Origin of the sequence: Roseovarius litoreus (assembly GCF_900142765.1) — a bacterium.
Taxonomy (GTDB): Bacteria; Pseudomonadota; Alphaproteobacteria; order Rhodobacterales; family Rhodobacteraceae; genus Roseovarius; species Roseovarius litoreus.
On the sequence record NZ_FRCB01000001.1, the window covers coordinates 497565 to 519107 of the forward strand.

General features: G+C 61.9%; 23 protein-coding genes. 9 read left to right on the top strand and 14 right to left on the bottom strand.

Going from position 1 to position 21543, the window contains the following annotated elements:
• The first annotated feature begins 54 nt into the window (after positions 1-54).
• Together F3H35_RS02450 and F3H35_RS02455 are read left to right on the top strand one after the other, a co-directional pair.
• Positions 55-1050, top strand: coding sequence for an asparaginase (locus tag F3H35_RS02450; RefSeq protein WP_149778055.1), 996 nt, complete (start codon positions 55-57; stop codon positions 1048-1050).
• Between the two features lie 277 nt (positions 1051-1327).
• On the top strand, positions 1328-1567 hold the full coding sequence (locus F3H35_RS02455; RefSeq protein WP_149778056.1) for an EF-hand domain-containing protein: 240 nt from the start codon (positions 1328-1330) through the stop codon (positions 1565-1567).
• A gap of 67 nt (positions 1568-1634) precedes the next feature.
• Here F3H35_RS02455 and F3H35_RS02460 read toward each other — a convergent pair whose 3' ends face one another.
• Positions 1635-2006, bottom strand: coding sequence for an HIT domain-containing protein (locus F3H35_RS02460; RefSeq protein ID WP_149778057.1), 372 nt, complete (start codon positions 2004-2006; stop codon positions 1635-1637).
• A 10-nt stretch (positions 2007-2016) separates the two neighbouring features.
• Positions 2017-3594 (bottom strand): DUF5928 domain-containing protein, encoded by a 1578-nt coding sequence (locus F3H35_RS02465; RefSeq protein WP_149778058.1) that lies wholly within the window; start codon positions 3592-3594, stop codon positions 2017-2019.
• A 147-nt stretch (positions 3595-3741) separates the two neighbouring features.
• On the opposite strand from F3H35_RS02465, the gene F3H35_RS02470 reads away from it, so the two are divergent.
• On the top strand, positions 3742-4560 hold the full coding sequence (locus F3H35_RS02470; RefSeq protein WP_149778381.1) for a sulfotransferase family protein: 819 nt from the start codon (positions 3742-3744) through the stop codon (positions 4558-4560).
• Positions 4561-4944: 384 nt separating this feature from the next.
• Here the strand turns inward: F3H35_RS02470 and F3H35_RS02475 are convergent, their stop codons facing one another.
• The 3 genes from F3H35_RS02475 to F3H35_RS18995 form a co-directional block, all read right to left on the bottom strand.
• On the bottom strand, positions 4945-5931 hold the full coding sequence (locus F3H35_RS02475) for an adenosine kinase (RefSeq protein ID WP_149778059.1): 987 nt from the start codon (positions 5929-5931) through the stop codon (positions 4945-4947).
• The gene (nth, locus tag F3H35_RS02480; RefSeq protein WP_037295017.1) at positions 5928-6572 is read right to left on the bottom strand and encodes an endonuclease III; all 645 of its coding nucleotides are present in this window, start codon (positions 6570-6572) and stop codon (positions 5928-5930) included. Before nth ends, F3H35_RS02475 begins: the two co-directional genes overlap by 4 nt.
• Positions 6573-6705: 133 nt before the next feature.
• A complete protein-coding gene (locus F3H35_RS18995) occupies positions 6706-7914 on the bottom strand; it encodes a choice-of-anchor F family protein (protein WP_223228289.1) in 1209 nt (402 codons plus the stop codon).
• A 290-nt stretch (positions 7915-8204) separates the two neighbouring features.
• On the opposite strand from F3H35_RS18995, the gene F3H35_RS02490 reads away from it, so the two are divergent.
• Entirely contained in the window at positions 8205-9041 is an 837-nt protein-coding gene (locus F3H35_RS02490; RefSeq protein ID WP_149778061.1) for a methylated-DNA--[protein]-cysteine S-methyltransferase, read from the top strand.
• Between the two features lie 120 nt (positions 9042-9161).
• Positions 9162-9830: an OmpA family protein gene (locus F3H35_RS02495; protein ID WP_149778062.1), complete on the top strand. Its 669-nt coding sequence runs from the start codon at positions 9162-9164 to the stop codon at positions 9828-9830.
• A 92-nt stretch (positions 9831-9922) separates the two neighbouring features.
• Here the strand turns inward: F3H35_RS02495 and F3H35_RS02500 are convergent, their stop codons facing one another.
• Entirely contained in the window at positions 9923-10882 is a 960-nt protein-coding gene (locus F3H35_RS02500; protein WP_007812327.1) for an L-malyl-CoA/beta-methylmalyl-CoA lyase, read from the bottom strand.
• A gap of 299 nt (positions 10883-11181) precedes the next feature.
• On the opposite strand from F3H35_RS02500, the gene dgcN reads away from it, so the two are divergent.
• The 3 genes from dgcN (at position 11182) to F3H35_RS02515 (ending at position 14086) form a co-directional block, all read left to right on the top strand.
• The gene (gene dgcN, locus F3H35_RS02505; RefSeq protein ID WP_149778063.1) at positions 11182-12183 is read left to right on the top strand and encodes an N-acetyltransferase DgcN; all 1002 of its coding nucleotides are present in this window, start codon (positions 11182-11184) and stop codon (positions 12181-12183) included.
• Positions 12184-12255: 72 nt separating this feature from the next.
• On the top strand, positions 12256-13221 hold the full coding sequence (gene dgcA, locus F3H35_RS02510) for an N-acetyl-D-Glu racemase DgcA (protein ID WP_149778064.1): 966 nt from the start codon (positions 12256-12258) through the stop codon (positions 13219-13221).
• Positions 13222-13225: 4 nt separating this feature from the next.
• Positions 13226-14086: a D-amino-acid transaminase gene (locus F3H35_RS02515; protein ID WP_149778065.1), complete on the top strand. Its 861-nt coding sequence runs from the start codon at positions 13226-13228 to the stop codon at positions 14084-14086.
• 233 nt (positions 14087-14319) lie between these two features.
• Here F3H35_RS02515 and F3H35_RS02520 read toward each other — a convergent pair whose 3' ends face one another.
• The 5 genes from F3H35_RS02520 to F3H35_RS02540 are packed head-to-tail and all read right to left on the bottom strand — an operon-like array spanning position 14320 to position 18583.
• Positions 14320-15291, bottom strand: a complete 972-nt coding sequence (locus F3H35_RS02520; RefSeq protein ID WP_149778066.1) for a 5-oxoprolinase subunit C family protein — start codon at positions 15289-15291, stop codon at positions 14320-14322.
• Positions 15281-16156 (bottom strand): 5-oxoprolinase subunit B family protein, encoded by an 876-nt coding sequence (locus F3H35_RS02525; protein ID WP_149778067.1) that lies wholly within the window; start codon positions 16154-16156, stop codon positions 15281-15283. Before F3H35_RS02525 ends, F3H35_RS02520 begins: the two co-directional genes overlap by 11 nt.
• Complete coding sequence (locus F3H35_RS02530) at positions 16153-17535, bottom strand: acetyl-CoA carboxylase biotin carboxylase subunit (protein WP_149778068.1); 1383 nt, start codon at positions 17533-17535, stop codon at positions 16153-16155. The genes F3H35_RS02525 and F3H35_RS02530 overlap by 4 nt, the downstream gene beginning before the upstream one ends.
• A gap of 2 nt (positions 17536-17537) precedes the next feature.
• Positions 17538-17774 carry an acetyl-CoA carboxylase gene (locus F3H35_RS02535; RefSeq protein WP_149778069.1) on the bottom strand — a complete coding sequence of 79 codons (237 nt, stop codon included), beginning with the start codon at positions 17772-17774 and terminating at the stop codon, positions 17538-17540.
• 26 nt (positions 17775-17800) lie between these two features.
• Positions 17801-18583, bottom strand: a complete 783-nt coding sequence (locus F3H35_RS02540; protein WP_149778070.1) for a 5-oxoprolinase subunit PxpA — start codon at positions 18581-18583, stop codon at positions 17801-17803.
• Positions 18584-18826: 243 nt separating this feature from the next.
• Between F3H35_RS02540 and F3H35_RS02545 the strand changes: the two genes are divergently transcribed.
• Positions 18827-19744 carry a LysR family transcriptional regulator gene (locus F3H35_RS02545; protein ID WP_149778071.1) on the top strand — a complete coding sequence of 306 codons (918 nt, stop codon included), beginning with the start codon at positions 18827-18829 and terminating at the stop codon, positions 19742-19744.
• 15 nt (positions 19745-19759) lie between these two features.
• Here the strand turns inward: F3H35_RS02545 and F3H35_RS02550 are convergent, their stop codons facing one another.
• The 3 genes from F3H35_RS02550 to F3H35_RS02560 form a co-directional block, all read right to left on the bottom strand.
• Complete coding sequence (locus tag F3H35_RS02550) at positions 19760-20074, bottom strand: DUF1244 domain-containing protein (RefSeq protein ID WP_149778072.1); 315 nt, start codon at positions 20072-20074, stop codon at positions 19760-19762.
• Between the two features lie 134 nt (positions 20075-20208).
• Positions 20209-20550, bottom strand: a complete 342-nt coding sequence (locus F3H35_RS02555) for a tautomerase family protein (RefSeq protein ID WP_149778073.1) — start codon at positions 20548-20550, stop codon at positions 20209-20211.
• 75 nt (positions 20551-20625) lie between these two features.
• Positions 20626-21366 (bottom strand): N-formylglutamate amidohydrolase, encoded by a 741-nt coding sequence (locus tag F3H35_RS02560; protein WP_149778074.1) that lies wholly within the window; start codon positions 21364-21366, stop codon positions 20626-20628.
• Between the last annotated feature and the right edge of the window lie 177 nt (positions 21367-21543).

The window sequence follows — 21543 nt, forward strand, 5'->3', positions numbered from 1 at the left end:
CGCAATTGGCGGAAAACCGCACAGCGGCGCCGCGACCGAAACGCAGAGGCCCATATGACCGAACCTGTTAAAATGACCGAAATCTGGCGCGGACCGCTGGCCGAAAGCGTTCATCGGGGACATGCGGTGATCTGCGATGCGGCGGGCGAGATCGTGGACGCCTGGGGCGATCCCGAAACCGTGGTGTTGCCGCGCAGTTCGGCCAAGATGCTGCAGGCCCTGCCACTGGTCGAAAGCGGCGCTGCCGAGGCGCACCGGCTTACGGCTGAGCATCTGGCGCTGGCCTGCGCCTCGCATGAGGGGGCGGAGATCCATACCGACCGGGTCGGCGCATGGCTGGCGGATCTGGGGCTGTCGGATGACGATTTCCGCTGCGGGGCGCATATGCCCAAGGACAGCGAGGCCCGCAACGCCCTGATCCGCGCGGGTAAGGAACCGTGCCAGATGCACAATAACTGCTCGGGCAAACATGCGGGTTTCCTGACGCTGGCCAAGCATATGGGATGGGGTCCGGACTATGTGGAGCCGGAGCACGAGGTGCAGAAAGCCTGCCTGCAGGCCTTCGAAGAGATCACCGGCGAGACCAGCCCCGGCTTTGGGATCGACGGCTGTTCGGCGCCGAATTTCGCCAGCTCGCTGCATGGCATGGGCCGCGCGATGGCGCGGTTCGCCGCCGCCGAGGACGGGCGCAGCGCCCGCGAGAGTGCCGCGGTGCGTCTGTGGCAGGCGATGATCGCGCATCCCGATCTTGTCGCAGGGGAAGGCCGCGCCTGCACCGAGCTGATGCGGGCCTGCAAGGAACCCGTGGCGCTCAAGACCGGGGCAGAAGCGTTTTTCATCGCGATCCTTCCGACCCGAAAGCTGGGTATCGCGCTGAAGATCGTCGACGGGGGCACACGCGCCGCAGAATGCACCATAGCGGCCCTGCTGGTGCGGCTTGGCGTGCTCGACGCGGATCACCCGGCGACACGCAAGTTCATGAACGCGCCGATCACCAACTGGCGTGGGATCGAAACCGGGATGATAAAGCCCGTCGATTCGTTGCTGTAACGGCGAGCGGCACCTTTCTGCCGGTCGGGGCGGGCGCCGCTTTTCCGCGGTCCCTTGCCCAAAAGGACGCGCAGTGCGCGCAGGTTCCCGCCTTCGGGCATGCAGGGCATGACGGGCGGCAGCAATGCGCCGACACCAGTGGTGCGATTGGGCCTTTTTTCGCAGCTTTCCGGCCGATCCGGCACGCCGGCAAGACAGGCCGCGATATCCCCATCACTCTGCATCGTCGAGGGCCGTTGCGCCCTCGTACACAAGCCATGAGGAAAGGGAGTATCCCATGTTCAAGACAACGACAGCCGCAACTTTCGCACTTGCCATCGCTCTGCCCGGAGCCGTGCTGGCCGAAATGGACGCGAATGGCGACGGCGCGGTGACGATGTCCGAATTTCAGGACGCCTATCCCGACGCCGAGGCGGGGACATTTTCGGCGCTGGACACCGACGCCGATGGCGCGCTGAGCGAGGCGGAAATCGCAGCCGCTGTGGATGCCGGTATCCTGCCCGATACGGCATCATAACCCCGCAACGCCACATTCTGAAACATCGGGGAGGGGCGCAGCTTGCGCCCCTCTTTGATGTTCGGGGTCAATCGGCTTTCTGGAGCATCCGGCCCAGAGGACGCCCCGCAAGGATATGCACATGCAGATGCGGGACTTCCTGAATAGCGGCCTCGCCCGCATTCGCGATCATGCGAAATCCACCATCTTCGACACCGGTCATGCGGCACACCTCGCCGATGGCGCGCGTGTAGTCGAGGATTTCGGCATCCGAGGCCTCTTGCGCGAAGTGATCGTAGCACACATACGGGCCTTTGGGGATCACCAGCACATGCACCGGCGCTTGCGGTTGAATATCGTGAAACGCAAGGCTGTGATCGGTTTCGAGAACGGTCTTGTTGGGAATTTCGCCGCGCAGGATCTTGGCGAAGATGTTCTGGTCGTCATAGCTGTAGGGCATGGGGCAATCCTCAATCGGCGAAAAGGTGCTTTGTCTCGGCAACCTCTAGCGCCTTGTCATACCCGACATCAAGGAACTGCGCGAGCAGGGTCGCGTGATGTTCGGGCGCGTCGCCTTCGCGCAGGATCATGTGGTTTTCGAATTCCGCGTCGCGGATGCGGTCGCTTTCGAAATTGATGTCGCCGCGGATCGTCGGCATCAGCCGTTCCATGGTTTCCCGTGGCGTCTGCTCACCGGCCAGACCAACCCGCCGCGCATGACCTTCGAGATATGCATTCGAGAACTGGCACTGCACCTCGAGAATGCGGGTGGTGGACCGGTCCGAGGCGAAATCATGCAGCAGATCAAGGCTGGACGGATCCATGCAGACGATGAGGCTGTCCGTGTCGAAATAGTCGAACAGCATCCGCATCAAGGCCCGGCGGTGGCGCGTTCGCTTGCCCAGACTGGCCTGAATGCCGCCCAGGTCGGGCAAGGCGGTGTCTTCCTCGTGGAAGAGATATTCGATGGCGGGCACGTTGGTGACATGCCGGACCATCGACAAGAGCCGTTTGGCGACATGCCATTTCTTGCACACCACGATCAGCAATGTACGGTCGCGCCCAAGGGTGCTTTCGGTTTCCCAGAACCGGCTGGCAAAGCGCCGCCCGATACGGCCGCGCCCGGTGAGAAACTGAAACAGGCTGCGGCCCTCGTTGGAAATCTGGAAGCTGGCCGTGTCGTCGGCATAGAGCGCGCCGAGGCGCGCCTTGAGCTCGACCGCTTCGGGGCTGATCTTGCGAGCGAAAAGCGCGTCCTGACTGAGCAGCAGATCGTAATGATCGTTGTAGAAGGTCACCGGCATCCCGTAATCGGTGAACATCAGCAAGGTCAGTGTCCGGCTGCGGATCTCTTTCTGGGGCACGAGATGATTGACCAATGTCTGGAAAAACGTCTCGTCGGGGATCCATGTGGTGCGAAAGAAACGCATCACGTCACGGCGTCGGCGGGTGAAATCCAGAATCCATTCGATCGTGCGGCGGCGCAGGCACCACCACTGGCTGCCGATCTGCACCTCGATGTCATCCGGGATGCGCCGCGTCAGTCCCAGACGTTTCTGCAGCCCGAAAGACGCGTAGAACAGGCGCGGCTGTGTCCTTTCATTGAAGAAATGACGATAGATCAACCGCTCTTCCTTGATGCCGGTCTTGATCCAGTCGCTGTCGAAGTAATCGAAATTCTCGATGTAATCGACATCCTCGGCATCCAGAAACTGATGCGCGTAATGGGCGGACTTGATCGCGGCGCAATCGCCGGACAGCATGTAGAAATGCGTCGCGCGCGGAAAGGCATCGACCGCCGCCTCGACGGCATTCAGCGTGGCCTGCACCAGCGACCATTCCCCCCACCCGCATTTGAGGCGCTTTCTGGCGAAAGTCACGTTGGGGTTGTCGGCCAGAGCGTTGCGAATCCTGTCGTAATATTCCGGCTTGGCGCGGGCGTCGAAATGGATCGACATGTAATCCCCGGCCGCCGTCAACATGCGGGCCTGCCCGATGATCGCGTCCGGATCCTTGTGACACAAAAGTATGAACGCGATTTTCGCCATTTCAGAACCGGAACACCACCTGCCATCGCAATGCTTTAGAGTGATACCCCTGAACTGGAATTGAATAAACAGGCTTTCTCTGCTTTTTTGAACGGGTTAGAAATGTTTTTGCCTGAATACTCGGGTAAATGGTTTGGAGATCACGGCATGGGCTTTCCCGGAACGTGGATGACCGAGAGTGAAAGTGTGGTTTACCGGGTGGTTCCGAAATGCGCCTGTTCGACCATCGGACAGATCATGTACTACTCGGACCATGGCGAATTCTTCGATGGTGACATCCATGATGCCGCCACCGGCCTTCACAAATGGGCGCGCGATGAAAGTCAGGCGCTTATCAATGACAATGTAAAGTCGCATGCGTCCTACGCGTTCACCTGCGTGCGCAATCCCTATACCCGGATCCTGTCGAGCTTTTTCGACAAGATCTGCGGCATACAGCGCAACGGCAAGCGGTACCGCGGCAAGCTGGTGCCGCTGCTGACGCAGAAATACGGGATCGAAGTGGGCGGCGACGACGGCAAGCAGGAGTTCGACCAGATCGAAAGCTTCCGCCGCTTTCTGCTGTTCGCGCGCGACACGATCCGCTGGCGCCGCCCGATGGAGCCGGACATTCACTGGTCGTCCATGTCGGGCCATGTATCCACCTTCATCGTCAATGGCGGGCGCTACGACAAGATCTTCTGGACCGAGGCCTTCAATGACGGCATGGGGCAGGTTCTAGACGCGATCACCACCCCCCACACGGTGGATCTGGACACGATCCCGCGCTTCAACGAATCCGAGGGTCATGGCCCCAAACGCGCCCACCCGGTCGAGGACTATTTCGACGATCTGTCGATGCATCTCGTCTACGAGATCTATCACCGGGATTTCGACCTGTTCAAATACGACTTCGAAAACCCGGCGAACAAGATGCCGGTGGGCGAGATCGACCTTGACGAGGTCCATGCCAAGCTGGGCGAGTGACCCCATCCGCCGCTTTCCGGCAATGACAGCTCCAGCATCACGCGGGTGATCAGGGGCTCTGCCCCTCTTGGCCTGCGGCCAATTCACCCCGGGGTATTTGGCCCAAGAAGAAGCGCTTAAGGATATGATAACCTTCTGCGCGTAACGTGAGAGGGCGGTACAGGCTGGGGAGCCGATGACCGCCCAAGGAGAAGCCGCCCCCGGGGCCCCGGCCTGCATCGGGACAGACACCGACCGAATGCCGCGGCTTCGGGGGCGCGCCTCATGTCTTCTTCTTGGTGAAAATACCCATCATACCCTCGCCACCCGCACCGGCGCCTGGCCAAGCGGCTCAGGCGTTAGCCAGAAGGGTCCGCGCGCCCTGCCATCAGGCCGGGCCAGCGGTCAGACCAGGCCTTCGGCGCGGAACATCTCCAGCACATCCGCCTCCGGGCGGGCGCCGTAATGGCCGATTACCTCGGCGGCGGCGATGCAGCCCATGCGCCCCGCCACGTCCAGCGGCTTGCCCGTGACAACACCATAAAGAAAGCCTGCCGCGAATTGGTCGCCCGCACCGGTCGTATCCAGTGGCGTCACGCGGTTGACGGGCACAGTTACCGTATCCGCACCCTTCACGATCACCACATCATGGCCCGAGCGTGTGCAGACGATCAGATCGCTGTCCTGCGCCGCCTGTTCGAGCGCCGCGCCCAGATCTTCCGTCTCATAGAGCGAGCGCCATTCGTGTTCGTTGCCCAGCACGATATCCAGCCCTTTGACCAATGCGCGGAAATCGGCACGGTGCCGATCCACGCAGAACGGATCCGACAACGAGATGCCCGCCACCCCACCGCCCGCACGGCAGGCGCGCGCGGCGGCGTGAAAGGCCTCTTTGCCCTTGGGCTTGTCGAAGAGATAGCCTTCGAGAAACAACAGCTCGGCCTCGCCGGCCACGGCATCATCGACATCGTCGGGGCCAAGTTCGGCAGAGATGCCAAGATAGGTGTTCATCGACCGTTCGCCATCGGGCGAGACGAAGATCATCGAGCGCGACGTGGGAAATTCGCCGCCGGGCACCGGGGCGTTGACGAAATCGGTGCCCTCCTCGGCCATGGCGGCGGCATAGAACCGCCCAAGTTCGTCATCCTGAACCCGGCCGATGAAGCCGGTCTTGAGGCCCATCGCGCCGAGTCCAGCGATGGTATTGGCCACCGAGCCGCCCGGCATCTGGCGCCGGCTTTCCATGGCGTCGAAGAGAAATTCTCCGCGTTCTTGCTCGACAAGCTGCATGACGCCCTTGTCGATGCCCATGCGGGTCAGAAAATGATCGTCACACTGGCTGATGACGTCGACGACGGCGTTGCCGATACCGACGGCCTGATACTTGGTCATTGGGTCTTGTCCTCGAATTGGCAGAGATCACGGATGATACAGGTGGGGCACATCGGCTTGCGGGCCTTGCAATGATAGCGGCCATGCAGGATCAGCCAGTGATGCGCATGTTGCTGGAAGTCGACGGGGATATTGTCTTCGATGGCACGCTCGACAGCGACCACGTCCTTGCCGGGGCAGATGCCCGAACGATTGCCGACGCGGAAGATATGAGTGTCCACTGCCTGCGCCGGATAATGCCACCACATGTTCAGAACCACATTGGCGGTCTTGCGACCAACCCCCGGAAGCGCCTGAAGGGCGGCGCGGGAATTGGGCACCTCGCCACCATACTCCTCGACCAGGATTTTGGACAGCTTGATGACGTTCTTGGCCTTGTTGCGGTACAGCCCGATGGTCTTGATGTGGTCGATCAGGCCGGCCTCGCCCAGATCCAGCATCTTTTGCGGCGTGTCGGCGATCTTGAACAATTCGCGGGTGGCGCGGTTCACGCCGACATCGGTGGCCTGAGCCGAGAGGGCGACCGCCACGACCAGCGTATAGGCGTTGACATGCTCCAGCTCGCCCTTGGGTTCGGGGTCGGCCGCCTGAAAGCGGGTGAATATCTCGCGGATCGTATGGTAATCGAGCTGTCTGGCCATGGCCTTGAATGGCATGATGGCCGATAGGGCCGCAAGATGAAAAGGGTCCACGCGGGGGAGCGCGGACCCTTCGATGAGACGGAGGGGGAGAAGGCCGTCTCGGTGCCTGCCGGACCGGAGCCCGGTTGCGGCGTTACGCCATCATGGTCTGTTTGCGGCGATAGCGAAGCCCGGCAAGGGCTGCAAACCCCGTCAGCAGCAGGGGAAGGCCCGCCGGCAAGGGGATCGGCGCGATCGAGGTGGTGCGCAGCGTGAAGGTGCTGCCACTAAAATTCGAGCCAAGATTGATCGCGAAATTCAGGTTGAGATTGGCAAGGTCTTCGATCGCATCATCAAAAAGGGTAATCCCTTTAAGGAAGGTCTCAACCCCCGCGATATCGCCATAGTCGTAATATTTCCATTGGCCTTCGGCCAACGCATAAACATCTTCTGCGGTGATTTTTGTATCGTCGCCGTCAAGGCTGTTGTTAATGCCGCGGCGCACCTCCCATTGGGAGCCGTTGTCCCATGCCATCACAAGCGGATCGGCGGCGCCAGAGGCGTAATCCCACAGAAGCCCGAGAGGCACATCTTCTTGCGACAGCCAATTGCCGAAAAGCGTGCCATAGTTGCCATAAAACCCTGTGCTGACGATGCTGTCGAGGCTTTGGACCACGTTGTAGCCCGCGCGGCTGGTGGTGTCGAAGAAGCCCGGAAGTTCAAGCGGGTTGGGGTTGGGGTTGTCCAAGCTGCCGAACAGACCAAAGGGAAACTGCGAGAAGGACGACGCACCACCCGGCCCCATCGATACCGTGGACGAGAAGGACAGGCCATCGTTATCCGTAGACGCCGTGAAGCCACCACCAATGCCGGTGCCAAGCTCGATCTTGAAGCCGCCAAGCGCCTCGCCGGTGACGTTGATCAGGCGCTGGAACACCCGGTAGACTGAATCGGTTTCGTTTTCGGTCACATCGAACACAAGGTCGACGGATCCGGTATCGGTGGCTTGCACCTTGAAGCGCTTGCCACTTTGAAACTCGCCGTCGCAGGCGGTTCCGCTGGTCGCAAGGATACAGCCGGTATAGGTGTCGCCAGACTGGGTAAACGTCACGTTCGACACCTTCATGCCCGGTGTGTCGGCCTCGGGCGCGGTATAGACGATCTGGCCATTGGTAGTGGCCGATGCATCCGGCAAGACACGGTCATAGACCACGCTTGCGCCGGTGTCGGTTCCGGTCACCTCTGGACCCTCGACGACATTCAAGAGGTTCCAGCTGTCGATTGTTGCGGCGCCCGCGATGGCAGGCAGAAATCCCGTGGCAATCGCCACAGGGATAGCAAGTTGAATGGTTTTTTGTCTCATATTCATTTCTCCTGTTACTCACTTCGAAATAAGGGATCGGCGTAAATGATTTTTGCGCAGGCGATGCGCTGGAATGCCTTGCCCAAAATGCAGGACCCGACGTCGAATCAGAAAATCGGACCCGCGGCAGGATGAGTCGTATTCTTATTTCAGAATTTGAAATTGACGGTCGTCAACGAGCTGTCATTTTTTCATGACAGGGCCTGTCAGCCGCGCCTTTGCGCAACATTCGGGTCGCGCCTCGGGCCGGGCGCCCCTAAGGTTCACATGACAGCATGAGGACCCGACCGATGACCGTTTCCCCGCAGAACAGCTATCATTACTCTGTCATGCGACGGGCGCTGGACGTGATAGATGCGGCCGAGGCGCCGTTATCTCTGGATGAACTTGCGGGCCGGATGCAGTTGAGCCCCAGTCATTTTCAACGCCTTTTTTCCGCTTGGGTGGGCGTGTCGCCCAAGCGGTATCAGCAATATCTGACGCTGGATCATGCCCGGAGGCTGCTCTGCGACCGTCACACCGTGCTCGACACCGCCGAGGAGATGGGGCTGTCCGGCACCGGGCGGCTGCACGATCTGTTCCTGAGATGGGAGGCCATGAGCCCCGGTGATGTCGCGCGGCGCGGCGAGGGGTTGACGATCCGGTACGGATGGTTCGCCAGCCCCTTTGGCGAGGCGTTGGCCATGGCCACAGACAAGGGGCTGTGCGGTCTCGCTTTTGCCGAGGAATGCGGGCACGAGGCGGCATGGGATGACATGGCGCAGCGCTGGCCCGAGGCACAGTTTCTGGAGGACCCGAAGGCTATTTCCTCTTGGGTCGAGGCGGCGTTCACCGCCAAGGGCGAGGCGCGTCTGCACATGATCGGAGCGCCCTTTCAGATCAAGGTCTGGGAGGCGCTTTTGCAGGTGCCCACGGGCCATGTGACAACCTATTCCGACATCGCGCGCGCCATCGGATCGCCCCGCGCGGTGCGCGCTGTGGGCACCGCTGTCGGCCGCAATCCGATCAGCTTTCTGATCCCCTGTCATCGCGCGCTGCGCAAGTCGGGCGGGCTTGGCGGGTATCACTGGGGGCTGCCGGTCAAACGCACGATGCTGGCATGGGAAAGCGCCCGCACCGAGGCCTGATACCGAGGGAAATGCGCGGATTGCTGCCGAAACACACGCGGTTTTCCCTTGGGTCCGGGACGCGCATTGCCTATCTTTAAAGCAGACCCAAGCGTATGGGCAGTTACATGAGGCATTGAAATGATCCGAGCACGACACTCCCTTCTCGTCCTTTCGGGCGCGTCGCTTCTGGCGGTGGCCGCCTGCACCGATCCGGCGATGGTCGGGACCGGCACCAACCCCTATCAGAAAACCCAGCAGGGCGCCTTGCTTGGCGGTCTGATCGGCGCGGGCGTGGGTGCCGTCGTCAGCGATGACCGGGCCAAGGGGGCGCTGATCGGGGGCGCCATCGGTGCGGCCGGCGGCGCCACATATGGCAACATGCTGGACCGCCAAGAGGCGCAACTGCGTCAGCAACTGGATGATGATCGCGTGCAGATCACAAATACGGGCGACCGCCTGATCGTGACCCTGCCTCAGGATATCCTATTCGATGTGGACAGCGCCTCGGTGCGGCCCGGTCTGCGCGACGATCTGATGACCGTGGCCAGCAGCTTGCGCGATTACCCGGATTCGACCGTGCAGGTCGTGGGCCATACCGACAATACCGGCGATGCAGGCTATAACCAGCAGCTTTCCGAGCGCAGGGCCAATGCCGTGGCGGATGTGCTGATGGATGGCGGCGTGGCCTTTTCGCGCATTCAGACCTTTGGACGGGGCGAGAACCAGCCGGTCGCCGACAACCTGACCGATGCGGGCCGCGCTCAGAACCGCCGTGTCGAGATCGTGATCCTGCCAAACGCCGCCTGATCGGGCGACGGCAGGAGCTGAGGATAGAAAACCCGGCAAGGCGATATGCCCTGCCAGGTTTTTCAATTAAGATCGGATCGGTTTGTGGCGGGTTACATCGCCTCGATCATCTCGGCCTGACGAACGATCACCTCGGCCTGTTTGATCGACGCGATATCGACAAGACGACCCTTGTAGGTGGTCGCCCCCTCGCCGCGGGCCTTCGCCTCGTCCATCGCCTGCAGGATCTCGCGAGCCTCTTGAACCGCCTCGGCAGAGGGGGTGAAGATCTCGTTGGCAAGCGCGATCTGCTTGGGATGGATCGCCCATTTGCCCACCATGCCAAGCGTGGCCGAGCGGCGGGCCTGCGCGCGGAACCCCTCATCATCCGAGAAGTCTCCAAACGGGCCATCGACCGGCAAGAGACCATGCGTGCGGCAAGCGGCGACAATGGCGGTTTGCGCCCAATGCCACGGATCGGACCAGTATTTCGCGCCCTCGTGGAGCATGTAGTAATTCTCTTGGGTGCCGCCGATGCCGGTGGTCGCCATCCCCATGGACGCCGCGAAATCCGCCGCCCCAAGGCTGAGGGCCTGCATCCGGGGGCTTGCCGCGGCGATCTCTTCGACATGGGCGATACCAGCGGCGGATTCGATGATCGCCTCGAAGCTGATCCGCTTGCTGCGGCCTTTCGCAGCCTCGATCGACGTGACCAGAGCATCCACGGCATAGATATCGGCGGCGCATCCCGCCTTGGGGATCATGATCTGGTCCAAACGGTCGCCCGTCTGCTCCAGAAGATCGACGACATCACGATACCAGAAGGGTGAATCAAGCCCGTTTATCCGCACCGAGAGGTATTTCTTGCCCCAATCCACGGTATTGATCGCCTCGATCGTCTGTTTGCGGGCAAGATCCTTGTCCGAGGGGGCCACGGAATCTTCGAGATCGATATTGACCACATCGGCGGCGCTGGCGGCCATTTTCTCGAAGAGTTTCGCGTTCGAGCCGGGGCCGAACAACTGACAGCGGTTCGGACGGGCCGGGGCGGGGGGTTGCAGGCGGAAGCTCATGGCGGGCACCCTCTTTTCAAAAGTTTCATTTCGTATCGCCCGATCGGTATTAAATTGCGCAAGGCATCGCAACACGATTCTGCAGGTGCAGCAAGAATGCTGCGCTTGCGAGCTGTACACCAAAGGCATCCGGGTTGGGCATTGTCCGCAGGCCGGAGGGTCGGAGGATATTCTTCGATCAATGCATGAAATGTCCGAACGATCTTGCACAAAATCCGGTTCGGCACCGAGACTATCGCATGACATCGCAGCGAGAGGATAGGAAACTTCGCGAAACTCGATTCCCGAAAGGAGCTGCCATGATCCAGACCCCTTACCTGCTGTTCCTCGGCGATGCGCCCGATATGCTGGCCGCGAAGGTTGCTATCGGCATCCGCGACTGGCGTCCCGAGAATGCCGTGGGTCAGTTCCGCCTCGAGGGTTGCGGCGCTGATCTGGGACTGACCGACATGACGCTGGCCGAGGCCAAGGCCGCCGGCGCCAAGACGCTTGTGATCGGCGTGGCCAATCGGGGCGGCGTTATTTCGAAGGAATGGAAGAAGGTTCTGGTGACCGCGCTCGAGGAAGGTTTCGATCTGGCTGCGGGCCTGCACAACCTTTTGCGCAACGAGCCCGATCTGGTGGCCGTGGCCGAAGCGACGGGGCGCAGCCTGCACGATGTGCGAGTCCCGGAAGTGAATTATCCCATCGCGGACGGCAAGAAACGGAGCGGCAAGCGGTGTCTGGCCGTGGGCACGGATTGCTCGGTCGGCAAGATGTATACCGCCATGGCCATGGAACGTGACATGCGCGAACGGGGCCTGAAAGCCACGTTCCGCGCCACGGGCCAGACCGGCATCCTGATCACCGGCGATGGCGTGCCGCTGGATGCGGTCATCGCGGATTTCATGGCTGGATCGATCGAATGGCTGACGCCCGACAACGAAGAGGATCACTGGGATCTGATCGAAGGTCAGGGCAGCCTGTTTCATGTCTCGTTCTCGGGCGTCACGATGGCGCTTATTCATGGTGGGCAGCCAGATGCGCTGATTCTGTGCCACGAGCCGACCCGCAGCCATATGCGCGGCCTTCCCGAATATACCCCGCCCTCACTGGAGGATCTGCGCGACACGGCGCTGCCGCTGGCGCGGATCGCCAATCCCGCCTGTCAGGTTGTGGGCGTGTCGATCAACACCCAGCACATGACCGAGGACGAGGCCAAAGCCTATCTGGCCGAGGTCGAGACCCGGATGGGTCTTCCGGCGACCGACCCTTATCGTTTCGGCTCGGGCAAGCTGGTGGACGCGCTGGCCGCGCTGTGATCTGATCGCGTCGAGCGGGGGCCGGTGATGGCCCCTGCGACACATCAATTGCCAGCAGAAAAGGAGAGGGCCGTGGAGATTTCGGTCACCCGCGACACGTTCCGTCTGGCGCAGGTCTTCACCATAAGCCGAGGCTCGCGCAGCGAGGCGAAGGTGCTGACGGTCCGGATCACCGACGGCGGCATCACCGGCTGGGGAGAATGCGTGCCCTATGCCCGCTATGACGAGACGCTGGACAGCGTCACGGCGCAGATCGAAGGCTTGCCCGTGCGGTTTGATCGCCACGAATTGCAGGGGCTTCTGCCCGCCGGTGCCGCGCGCAATGCGGTGGATTGCGCGCTGTGGGATCTGGAGGCGAAACGCAGTGGCAAACGGGTCTGGGACCTGGCGGGTTTGAGCGCGCCGCGCCCCGAGATCACGGCCTATACCCTGTCGCTCGACACGCCGGAAAAGATGCAGGCCGAGGCTGCGAAACATGCGCACCGCCCGCTTCTCAAGATCAAGCTGGGCACGCCAGACGACATGCCCCGGGTCGAGGCGGTGCGCGCGGGCGCACCGAAGGCGCGGATCATCGTGGATGCCAATGAAGGCTGGAGCGCCGAGGTCTATGCCGATCTGGCGCCGCATCTGGTCCGGCTTGGTGTGAGCCTTGTGGAACAGCCCCTGCCCGCAGGACAGGACGAGGCGCTGCGCGGGATCGACCGCCCCTTGCCCGTCTGTGCCGACGAATCCTGCCATGATCGCAATAGCTTGCCGGGATTGGCGGGCAAATACGACGTGGTGAATATCAAGCTGGACAAGACCGGCGGTCTGACCGAGGCGCTGGCTCTGCGCGAGGCGGCCTTGGCGCAGGGGTACAAGGTGATGGTCGGTTGCATGATCGGCAGTTCGCTGGCGATGGCACCGGCGGTGCTGGTGGCGCAGGGGGCGCTTGTGACAGACCTTGACGGGCCGCTTCTGTTGGCCGAAGACCGCGACAACGCTTTGACATTCGACGAGGCCGGGGTGCATCCGCCCGAGGCCGCATTGTGGGGATAAAGACATGCGCACCGTATACGTGAATGGCGACTACCTGCCCGAGACCGAGGCGAAGATCTCGATCTTCGACCGGGCGTTTCTGATGGCTGACGGGGTCTATGAGGTGACCAGTGTTCTGGGCGGCAAGCTGATCGATTTCGATGGGCATCTGGCGCGTCTTGAACGGTCGCTGAATGAATTGGACATGAAGAAGCCCGCCGCGTTCGACGACCTGCTTGAGATCCACCGCGAGTTGGTGCGGGTCAACGAGATCGAAGATGGTCTGGTCTATCTGCAGGTGACGCGCGGCAGCGATGGCGACCGCGATTTCGTCTTTCCTGACCCTGAGACGACCGAGCCGACGCTGGTGCTGTTCACCCAGTCCAAACCGGGTCTGGCGAATAGCCCGCAGGCCGGAAAGGGTTTGAAAATCATAAGCATAGACGATCTTCGCTGGGGTCGGCGCGACATCAAGACGGTGCAGCTTCTGTATCCGTCGATGGGCAAGATGATGGCCAAGAAGGCCGGCTGTGACGATGCCTGGATGATCGAGGATGGCCACGTGACCGAGGGCACGTCGAACAATGCCTATATCGTCAAGGGCAACAAGATCATCACCCGCCAGCTGTCGAACGACATCCTGCACGGGATCACCCGCGCCGCTGTTCTGCGCTTTGCCCGCGAGGCCCAGATGGAGGTCGAGGAACGCCCCTTCACCATCGACGAGGCCAAGGCGGCGGACGAGGGCTTCATCACGTCGGCCAGCGCCTTTGTGATGCCGGTGGTGGAGATCGACGGGCAGACGCTTGGCGACGGTGCGCCGGGGCCGGTCGCGCGGCGGCTGCGGGAAATCTACCTGGATGAAAGCCTGAAAACGGCAGTCTAAGGCGAATCGGGGTTAACACCTCGGTTTTACTGGAAAATCCCGTTCGGTATCACATCGGTATAACGTCGGTATCGCGTCGGTGCGCCGCGCGGTATACACCGGCGTTAACACAGCGCAAGCTTTGTCCGCCAAGCGTTCGAGGATTTTCCGCCGATCAAGATGGGAAGGCTAGGGTGTCCTGAGCGGTGATGCGGGCGGGCGCAGCGAGGCGCGCCCTGCCCGTCCGAAGGCAGTTAGCCCAGCTCTTGGCGGATTTTGGCGATGGTGGCCTTACGCTCGGCGCGCGCGGCCAGTGCCGTTTCCATGTCGACATTGACGAACTTGACCTGCGTGTTGGGCTGAAGCTGCCCGATCAGGTCCATATCCGCCGAGATCACAGCCCCAAGGGTGAAATAGCCCCCGCCCGACACGGCGTCGCGGTGCAGCACGATGGGTTCGGTGCCGCCGGGCACCTGAATGGAGCCGTAGGAATAGCACCCGTCGACGATATTCGACGGATCGGCACCGGCACCGAAGGGCGGTTCGCGATCGACGAAATCAAGCGGGCGTCCGCCCTTGAAGCGGTAGCCCATGCGGTCGGCCTCGGCGGCGACGGTCCAGGTATCCTCGAAGAAGCGGCGCCCGGCGTCTTCGGTCAGGCGATACCAGTAGAGGCCGGTCAGGACCCGCAATTCGGCAGGGTTGCCTGGTCCGCGACGCAAGGCGGGGGGCACGCTGCGGCCTTCGGCCACCAGCGGCGCGTCGCCCACGGGCAGCTCGTCACCGGGCTGCACGGCACGACCACCGACGCCACCCAGCGCACCGATCGGATAGGTGGAGCGGCTGCCGAGATCCGGTTCGGTGGCGATGCCGCCCGAGACCGCGATATAGGCGCGCGCGCCGGCTTGCAGGAACCCGAAGCTGAGCACCTGACCGGCCTTGACGGTGATGGAGGTCCAGGTTTCACGCGGCTCGCCGTCGATCATCACGGGGAGTTCGGCGCCGGTGATGGCGATGCTGGCGTCGCGGGTGAATTCGATCTCGGGGCCCATGAACACGGCCTCGAGGCCCGCGGCATCCTCGGGGTTGCCGACAAGCATGTTCGCGGCGCGCAGAGCCAGCCGGTCCATCGCCCCGCCTTCGGGGATGCCGAGATGGAAATAGCCGGGACGACCGAGATCCTGAATGGTGGTGGCCAGACCTGATTTGACAATCTTAAGCGTCATTGAGAGCCTCCATCAGCTTGGCGTTGTAGCCGACCATGTCCTTGTTGAACTCGTCGAGATCGAACTCGACCTCGGCGATGCGCGGCGCCCAGGTGTTCGCTTCGACCGCGGCAAGGATGCGGTCGTATTCGGCGCGGTCGATGGGGTTCCATTTGACGATGTCGCCGGGTTTGAAGAACACCATGAAGTCGCTCAGATAGGACACATGCTGTCGCGGGTCATAGATGGTCATCGGCGTGATGCCGAACATCTGGTAGCCGCCTGCCCCGCGCACCGAATAGATGCACGAGAAGCTGCCGCCATAGCCGACCGTCTGCTTGGGCGTGTCGGTGCGGGGGCGCAGATATTTGGGAACCTGGATCTGACGGTCGCGTTCGACCAGCTGATACAGGAAGGGCAGGCCCGACACGAAGCCCACCATCGACACGAACCACGGCTGGGAATGATGCGCCTCGATGAAAGCCTCGACGCTATCATAGCCGTTGATCCGGGCGGCGTAATCGAGATCGCTGCCCGAGGGATCCTGATGGCGTTCGCGGAAGCGCATCAGGGTCTCGTGGGTCCAGGGATCCTGATAATAGACCGGGACTTCGATGATCCGGGTGGTCATCCGCTTTTCGGCCTTGTCGGCCATGTGTTCGAGATCCTTGATCCGGGACAGCATCTCTTCGGGCGGGGTCACGTCGGGATTGTAGCGGACCTGAAAGGATGCGTTGGCCGGGCAGATTTCGGTCACGCCGGGGATGTCGGCCTCTCGGACGGCATTGGACATGGAGAGGGATTTGAAGAACGCCTCGAGCGACATTTCCTCGTCCATTTCCACGTAGACATGCTCGTCTCCACCATATGTGTAACGTGTCTTCACGAAGCACCTCCTGTTGCTGCGGGGGTCAGATTTCCGGCATCCAGCCACGGTTCCAGCCATTGGGTATGGACCGTGCCCGCCTGAACCTGCGGGTCGTCCGCCAGCGCCAGATGCAGGGGGATTGTCGTCTTGAGACCGTCGATCGACAAGCTCTGCAATGCGGTGCGCAGGCGGGAGATCGCCTCGGCCCGGTCCGAGCCATGCGCGATCAGCTTGCCGATGAGCGAGTCGTAAAAGGGCGGGATCTGATAGCCCTCGTAGAGAAAGTGATCCATGCGGATGCCCTGACCCTCGGGCAGGCGCATGGCGCCCACGGTGCCGGGGAAGGGCATGAACTGCAGATGCGGGTCTTCAGCGTTGATGCGCACTTCGATCGCATGGCCGGTGACGGCGATCTGGTCCTGCGTGAGGCGCAGCGGCTCGCCGCCGGCGATGCGGATCATTTCCTGGACGAGGTCGATGCCGGTGACCATTTCGGTCACGGGATGTTCGACCTGGATGCGGGTGTTCATCTCGATGAAGAAGAACTGGTTGCTGGCCTCTTCATAGAGAAACTCCAGCGTGCCTGCGCCCTTGTAGCCCACCGCCTCGGCCATGGCGACCGCAGAGGCGCAAAGCTCCTGCCGGGTGGGCTCGTCCAGACAGACGGCGCCGGCCTCTTCCCAGACTTTCTGACGGCGGCGCTGGATCGAGCATTCGCGCTCGAAGCAATGCACGGCACGGGTGCCGTCGCCGAGGATCTGCACCTCGATATGGCGCGGATCGCGCAGCGCGCGTTCCAGATAGAGCCCGCCGTCGCCAAAGGCGGCCTGTGCTTCGGACTGGGCCTGGGGGGCGAGCTTGCGCAGCTCGTCCTCGTTGGCGGCGATGCGGATGCCACGCCCGCCCCCGCCGGCGGCGGCCTTGATCATCACCGGGTAGCCCACTTCGGCGGCGGTGGCGACCGCATCGTCCAGCGTTTCGATCCGACCCTTCGAGCCGGGCACGACGGGCGTTCCCGCGGCTTCGGCGGCCTGTCGCGCGGCGACCTTGTCGCCCATCCGTTCGATCGTGTCGGCGGAGGGGCCGACATAGGTGATCCCGGCCTCTTCCAGAGCGCGGGCGAAACGGGGGCTTTCCGAGAGAAACCCATAGCCGGGATGCACCGCATCAGCGCCGGTCTGCTGGGCCACTTCGACGACGCGAGCCACATCGAGATAGGAATTCTTGGCTGCCGCCGGTCCGATGCACACCGCTTCATCGGCCAGCCGGACCGCCAGCATGTCGGCGTCAGCCTCGGAATGGGCCTGAATGGTGTGGATGCCAAGCTCGCGGGCGGCCCGGATGATCCGGACCGCGATTTCGCCGCGATTGGCGATCAGAAGGCGCGATATGGCCATGGTCAGTCGTCCAGCGTCGCCAGAACCTGCCCGGCGGTCACCGGCGCTTCATTGTCGGCGGCGTAGCCCGAGAAGGTGCCGGCGATTTCGGATTTCACCTCGATGAAGGTTTTCATCACCTCGACCAGCCCGATCACGTCGCCGACGGCAACGGCATCGCCGTTGGACTTGTAGGGGTCATCCTCGGGGGAGGGGCGGTGATAGAAGGTTCCGGGAAGGGGGGATTGGATATCTGCCATGTTGGTTCTCCTGACGGTAAATCGTCTCAGCTTGCGCGTTCGAGCACGGTTGCGGCGGCGGCGATGGTGATGCCGTTTTCGGTGAGCGTGCTGCGGATGGCGCGCCCGATCTCAAGCGCGCCCGGCGTGTCGGAATGAAAACAGATCGATTCGAACTCGATCGGGATGTCGTTGCCATCGACGGTCCGGACGACGCCTTCCTGGCAGGCGCGCAGGCATTTCGCGGCGATCTGCTGGGGATCGGGGCGGGCCACCTGGCGTTTGAACACGATCGAGCCGGTGTCGTCGTAATCACGGTCGGCATAGAATTCGCGCACCACGGGATGCCCCAGACGCTTGGCCACCTCGTAGGTCTTGGAAATGCCCATGCAGAAAATGATCGCGTCGCTGCTGGTCTTCTGCAGGGTATCGACCATGAGTTGCGACAGCTCTTCGTTGACCGCTGCTTCCATGTAGAGGGCGCCATGCGGTTTGACATGCTGGAGCGCGATGCCATAGCGGCGGCCGAATTCGCGGATCGCACCGATCTGGTAGACGATGTCGTTGACCAGTTCCTCGGCGCTGGTGCGGATATAGCGCCGCCCGAAGCCCTGCAGATCGCGGTATCCGGGATGCGCGCCAAGCCCGACGCCATATTGTTGGGCCAGCTTCACCACACGGTCCATCGAATTGGGATCGCCCGCATGAAAGCCCGCCGCGATATTGGCCGAGCTGATGAGCGCCATGAGATCCTCGTCCGGGGCCTCGCCCAGGACCCACTGGCCAAACCCCTCGCCCATGTCACAGTTCAGATCGACTTCTGTTTTCATCGTCCTGGTCCTCGTCTTCTGGGTGGGCACAGGATGACAACGCTGGCCGCGTCTTGTAAATTTCCAATATCTGTTCAAACCGTATCTGAATTTCAGAATATGCCGGAATAAAAGGCCCGATCTAACCTGTTGAATTTCCGGTATATGGTCAAAGATTCACCGGTTTGTGAATATCATTATCTTTTTTTTCGATACTTGCTATTCTGATATTCATCAGATCGAAGCGGAGACCATGGGCCTTTGATGAATTTCCGGCATCTCAAGTATTTCGTCGCGACCGCAGAATCGGGACAGGTCAGCCGTGCGGCGACGGCGCTGTCGATCTCGCAATCGGCGATCACCACGGCAATCCGGGACCTCGAGACGGAACTGGGCGCGGATCTGTTCCTGCGCTCGGCGCAAGGGATGGAAATGACCGATGCTGGGCGCGAATTTCTGGCCTCGGCGCAGGATATCCTTGCGCGGCTGGACGAGGCCAAGAACCTGACGCAGCGCCGGTCGACGGCGGAAGGCGTCATTTCGATCGCGGCGACCTATACGGTGATCGGGTATTTTCTGCCCTATCATCTGGACCGGCTGGCGCATCTCTATCCGGGCATCGAGATCCGGCTGAGCGAATTGAACCGCGAAAGCATCGAGGAAGGGCTGCTGTCGAACAGGTTCGACATGGCGGTGGTGCTGACATCGAACCTGACCAATCCCGAGATCGAGACCGAGACGCTTTTGAAGTCCACACGGCGTCTTTGGGTGCCGGCGAACCACCCGTTTCACCGCGCGGGAAAGGCCAGTTTCGCCGAGATCGCCGAGCAGGATTACATCATGCTGACCGTCGATGAGGCGGCGCATACCACGATGAAATACTGGTCTGGCACCAATTATCAGCCCAAAGTCAAGCTGCGCACCGCGTCGGTCGAGGCGGTGCGCTCGATGGTGGCCAATGGACAGGGGGTCACGATCCTGTCGGACATGGTCTATCGGCCCTGGTCACTTGAGGGAAAACGCATCGGCACCGCAGCCACGACGCATGACATCCCGTCGATGGATGTGGGGCTGGCCTATAGGCACGGGACGGATATCACCGGGCCGCTGGCTTTGGTGCATGATTATTTCCGCGAATCCTTTGTGGAGCCGCAGAACTATTTCCAGAACCAGCGCCCCTGAGGCGAAGGCGCAGAATCAGCCCTTGTCGCCCACATTCTCGGCGAAGGATTTGGTGAAGGCGGCCTGTTGGTCGGGGCTGGCTTCGGTCTGATGGGTGGTTTTCCACTCGTCATAAGGCATACCGTAGAAAATCTCGCGCGCCTCGTCCTTGGACATGTCGATGCCACGGGCGTTGGCGGCTTCCTGATACCAGCGAGACAGGCAGTTGCGGCAAAAGCCCGCCAGGTTCATCATGTCGATGTTCTGCACGTCGGCGCGCTTGTCCATGAGATGCTCGCGCAGGGTACGGAAAGCGGCGGCTTCAAGCTCGATACGGGTCTGATCGTCCATGGGTATCCTCCTGTTTAAAGCGTTTCGCGAAACACCTGGCTCACAGATGTTCGCGAAATGCAGTGCTTCGTTCAAGCGTTGTACGCGTTCCGCCTTTGGCTGATGCCTCAGGGTAAAGGCGGACCGCTTTGGCGTCACAACATGCGCTTGAGATAGGGCGGATTCAAGTCGGTGAGGCGCACTGTCAGGCTTCCGGCCTCGGGCAGATGCGCCTGCAAGGTATCCATCACGATCCCGGCCAGATCGTCGCGCGTGGCGTCGTCACGACCGGGGATCAGCAGCAATGTGGCATGAGCAAAGGCTTGCGGCACCACGCCGATGCGCGATGCGGTGGCGGCGATGGTGCGGGTGCGCACCGTCTCGGGGCCATTGACCGAAGGATGTGCGGCGAGACGATCAAACAGATCGTCGCAGAGCGCCTGCAGATCGTGGCTGTCCTGCAATCCGGCGGAATGTTCGACGATGACATGGGGCATGGGCGGTTCCTTTCAGCGCAACATTAGGCCCGGCAAGGGCGCTTCGCGCAAGCCGGTCTTTGCGGCACGCGGCGGTCAGATCCCGGCGCGGTCGGCGGCATCGTTCAGGATCGGGGCAAGGCGGCGCGCCCATGCGATCTGATCGTCGTGCTGTTCGATCAGGTCATTGCGCAGCTCCAAGAGAACATTGGGCCGCTGATAGGCAATGGCATGGCGCGCGATGGCGTCGCCGGGCAGATGCCCGCCGTAAGGTTCGTTCTCGCCCACGCAGAGATCCTGTTCCTCGCGCAGCCGGGCAATGAGCGGGCGCGACAGGCGTTCATCGGCGGCATAGAGCACACCGACATGCCAGGGCCGCGGCGGTCTTCCCTGCAATTGCCGGGTAAAGCTGTGGACCGAGACCAGCACCGTATCGGGCCGCCGCGCCGCCAGTTCGGCCAGCGCGGTATGGTAGGGCCGGTAACAACGATTGAGCCGGAGCGTCAGCTCATCATGTCCGGCATGGCGGTTGCCGGGAATGATCGTGCCGTCATAGAGCTTCATCAGGAGGGTGGGGTCATCCTCGCCGCGGTTGGGGTCGATCACGAGGCGCGAGAAATTCGACAGGATCACCGGCGCATCAAGCTGTGCTGCCAGTTCGCGCGCGACACCGGCGGCGCCCACGTCATAGGCGATGTGGCGCGCCATATCTGCGGCCCCCAGACCAAGGCAGCCGCCATTGACGAAGGGCGGCACGGTATTGGCGGCATGATCGCAGGTGATCAGCCAACGGGAGGGGCGATCTGCGCCTTCGATGGAAAAGGGGTGGTATGTCATCGGGGTGTCATGTCCTTTCATCACCGTCTAGGACAGTTGAAAGGTGAAGTGAAATAGGTAATAACCGAGACGCGGGCTGTTAGCGTTAACATGCGTTGCGGCAGGCTTTCCCCGATCGCGACAGCCCCATTGACATGACGCGTCCGGACGTCGAAACCGGGCCAGCACATACAGGAA